The organism is Clostridium algifaecis, from assembly GCF_017874415.1.
Lineage (GTDB): Bacteria > Bacillota > Clostridia > Clostridiales > Clostridiaceae > Clostridium_B > Clostridium_B algifaecis.
In genome coordinates this window covers 1-3,335 of sequence record NZ_JAGGLM010000042.1, presented here as the reverse complement: position 1 = coordinate 3,335, position 3,335 = coordinate 1, and the positions used below count along the sequence as shown (strand labels likewise).

Below are 3,335 nucleotides of genomic sequence, written 5' to 3'. Positions count from 1 at the left end.
CTTTTTATGATTATTTAGATACACTAAAAAAGAGCAGCCAATTCAATGACTGTTTTAAAAAAAATTACATTATTTTACAGGTGCCTGTCACCATTTTTCAAAAAATATTAGATGTTTTAAAATATAGATTATGTTAAAATGTAATTATACAATATTAAATCACAAAGGAGTTTAACATATGTCTCCCAAAATTAAAAACATTGAAGATGCTATAATGAAAAGTATAATGGACGTTTTCAAAGAAGATGCACTAAAATTTTTTGGCATAAAATCTAAAATAATTGCTGCCGCAAGGACAGAATTAAAAGATATTCAGATAAATACTTCATTTATGGATTACACTTTTTTATTAGATGATGACTCTTTTTTACATTTTGAATTTCAAACTAGCAATAAAAAAAGTGATTTATCAAGATTTCTTGCTTATGATGCAGTATTACACTATAAAGAAAATAAGCCTGTAAACACCATTGTAGTCTACTCTTCTAATATTAAAAAAGCAGAAACAAGTATAAATGTTGGCTCTATTAAGTATTCCATTAGAGCTTTTTACATGGGCAGTATTAACGGTGATAAAAAATATGAATATCTAAAGCAAAAAATTAAAAACGATAAAATTTTAAGTAATGAGGATTTACTTCTACTAGTATTTCTCCCAATAATGGACAGTGCTAAAGATAAAAATGAACGGATAATTGAATCTATTAAACTCGCCAAAGAAATAAAAAATAAAGAAAATCAAATGAACTCTTTAGCCCTATTATACGCTTTTGCTGAAAAATTCGTTGATATTTGTGATATGGATAAAATCAAGGAGGTGTTTGGAATGACTCAACTTGGCAAACTTTTAAGAGACGAAGGTAAAGAAGAAGGCAGAAAAGAAGGTAGAGAAGAAGGCAGAAAAGAAGAACTTATAAGAACATCAATTAAATTATTAACTAAAAAATTTGGTATTCTTCCTGATGATGTAAAAATTAAAATACAAAATTCAGATATGACTGTACTAGAAATAATAATAGATGAAATACTTGATTTTAAAGACCTTAAAGACACTTATAAATATTTGAAATAGAAAAATAAAGGGGAATGTCAGTAGGTTTGTTTTTTACACGAACCTACTGACATTCTCTATTTAATTCATTTTCAGCCTTTAATAAAATTCTCTTAGCTTCGCTCAACGTATATTCAGCTAACGAACTATCTAACGGCACAACTTCAGGTGCAGAATTTAATATTTTTAAAGTGACTCTTTGGCTTTCAATCGTTAACTTATACCATTCCATTATTTCCTGTGTTCTTTTTATGGTCATTTAAATATACTAAAAAAGAACAGCCAATTCAATAACCGTCCTTACATTATTTTACAGGTGCCTGTCATCATTATGAAGTGCTGCAATAAGGTACTTTTATATAATAATTTTCAATTTTACAATATCCACTTCTTCTTATACCACTAGTTGGTACTTGAATAACCTGTATTTTTCTTTCTTCAATAAGATTATCGGGAATTTTAATAGCGGTTAAATATTTTCCCAATATAGCACCAGTGTCAATGTTTATTGAGATTAGGTCTTCCTTATTAACATTGCTAAAATAATAATATGATCCATTTCTATTATAAAATGCCTCTTTACTTCCAAAATTGAAAAAAGGCTTACCAGATTGTACATCATAATTGCCTATACAACTGCAATATTTATCTATTCCAATCGTAGGTGTATGTCCATTTATAAATATATAATTTTCAATTGGTCTCTCTGGCATATTTCTCATCCAAATAATACTATTTTCAATCCATTCTTTATTGTTTTTTAGATAACTATGAAAATCATCATAATTTTTTACATCAAGTTGCTTATCTATATCTTTTTCTGGATTTATTCCTGCATGAGTGAAAACAAATTTAAAGACTTCTTCTCCAGTACCAATTTGCTCTATATGAGAATATTTTAATTTATTAAAAAACTCTAAATATTTATTTTCTATTTTTAAATTATTCCATTTAATATTTTGTCCATCTCGTCCACTAAAGTTTTTCATACATAGATTCTTTATTGGTGACAAAGATACTATAGTTTCTTTTGCACCATTATCTTTGAACCATACATTTCCATATGTTTTGAATAAATCACTTTCATTCACATATTGTAATAATAAATCTTCATGATTTCCTGCTAAAAAAACAACATCAAATTCTTCTTTAAGCTCCAGCAATAAATCAATTACTTCTTTTGATGATTCGCCATGATCTATATAATCTCCTAAAAATATTATTTTTGCATTTTTTATATTTTCACTAGAATAAATATCCATCTTAATTCTATTTAACAATGTTTTTAAAGGATCAAACATCCCATGTATATCACCTACAACCCAAATCATTTGTATCAATCCTTACTTAATTATTAATTTTATGTTGCTTTTAAATTTAACTTTTAGTTATAAGTTTTTATTTATGTTAACTATGATATAGAAATAGACACTTATTTATAGTCCTATTTCTTATTTCTTTTTACTTAACGCATCTCTTTTAACTAATTCCAATACTATTTCTAAACAGTTATGTACTATCTTAATTTCATCTTGATCTAATTTTTTATTGTACACTTTTACTTTTCCATTAAGAATTATATTATTAATCATGTCTACTATATCTTGTAATTCAATACAATCCGAATTATCACCTATACAATAAACTCCACCAATTTCTCTTAAAATGTATCTGTCATTACATAACAAATAATCTAAAGATGTTTTAAAGTAATCTACAAAATTCATAATAGCGGTTATTTCTGGTGTTCTTTTATTATTTTCATACTGGCTTATAGTTGCCTTATTAAAAGAATACCCATATTTTTTATTAAAATCTTCAGCTAATTGTTCTTGCGTTAAGCTTTTGGATAATCTTAATTTTTTAAACCTATCACCAAAAGTACTCAATTAATACCTCCATAATTATATCTTTACATATAATTATAGCGTTAATTGAATATTTTTCAATTATTATAAAGTTTTTATTCTAAATATAGATTACCTTATAAATAAACTTTTGTCAATAGTATATTTACAAGTTAACTAAGGTGATATGTTTATTCTTTTTCCTAACCATACTGCATCTTCTACTTTATTATAATCTATATCAATCATATTTTTCCATAATACCATAATAATTTATATTTTTATTATAGTCATAAAAAATAATTTTATACAAACGTTTGTTCTTTTTATGACTATCTAGATATACTAAAAAAGAACAGCCAATTTAATGACCGTTCTAAAAATATTTTTCAAGTTCATCTACCCTATCTATATCAAATATATCTGTAGCAATAATC

The 3,335-nt window shown here is 25.5% G+C and carries 4 protein-coding genes; 1 reads left to right on the top strand and 3 read right to left on the bottom strand.

The genetic code is table 11. From position 1 onward, the window contains the following. Positions 1–178 precede the first annotated feature (178 nt). Entirely contained in the window at positions 179–1,072 is an 894-nt protein-coding gene (locus J2Z42_RS14245) for a DUF4351 domain-containing protein (RefSeq protein ID WP_209703430.1), read from the top strand. Positions 1,073–1,115: 43 nt separating this feature from the next. On the opposite strand, the gene J2Z42_RS14240 is transcribed toward J2Z42_RS14245, so the two are convergent. The 3 genes from J2Z42_RS14240 to J2Z42_RS14230 all read right to left on the bottom strand — a co-directional run bounded on the left by J2Z42_RS14240 (position 1,116) and on the right by J2Z42_RS14230 (position 2,940). Beyond that, positions 1,116–1,310 (bottom strand): hypothetical protein, encoded by a 195-nt coding sequence (locus J2Z42_RS14240; protein WP_209703429.1) that lies wholly within the window; start codon positions 1,308–1,310, stop codon positions 1,116–1,118. Between the two features lie 70 nt (positions 1,311–1,380). After that, positions 1,381–2,382 (bottom strand): metallophosphoesterase, encoded by a 1,002-nt coding sequence (locus tag J2Z42_RS14235; protein ID WP_209703428.1) that lies wholly within the window; start codon positions 2,380–2,382, stop codon positions 1,381–1,383. Positions 2,383–2,502: 120 nt separating this feature from the next. After that, a complete protein-coding gene (locus J2Z42_RS14230; protein WP_209703427.1) occupies positions 2,503–2,940 on the bottom strand; it encodes a helix-turn-helix domain-containing protein in 438 nt (145 codons plus the stop codon). Between the last annotated feature and the right edge of the window lie 395 nt (positions 2,941–3,335).

Coding starts and splice junctions, on each gene's coding strand:
- J2Z42_RS14245 (WP_209703430.1), top strand. CDS start 179: ATGTCTCCCAAAATTAAAAACATTGAAGATGCTATAATGAAAAGTATA.
- J2Z42_RS14240 (WP_209703429.1), bottom strand. CDS start 1,310: ATGACCATAAAAAGAACACAGGAAATAATGGAATGGTATAAGTTAACG.
- J2Z42_RS14235 (WP_209703428.1), bottom strand. CDS start 2,382: ATGATTTGGGTTGTAGGTGATATACATGGGATGTTTGATCCTTTAAAA.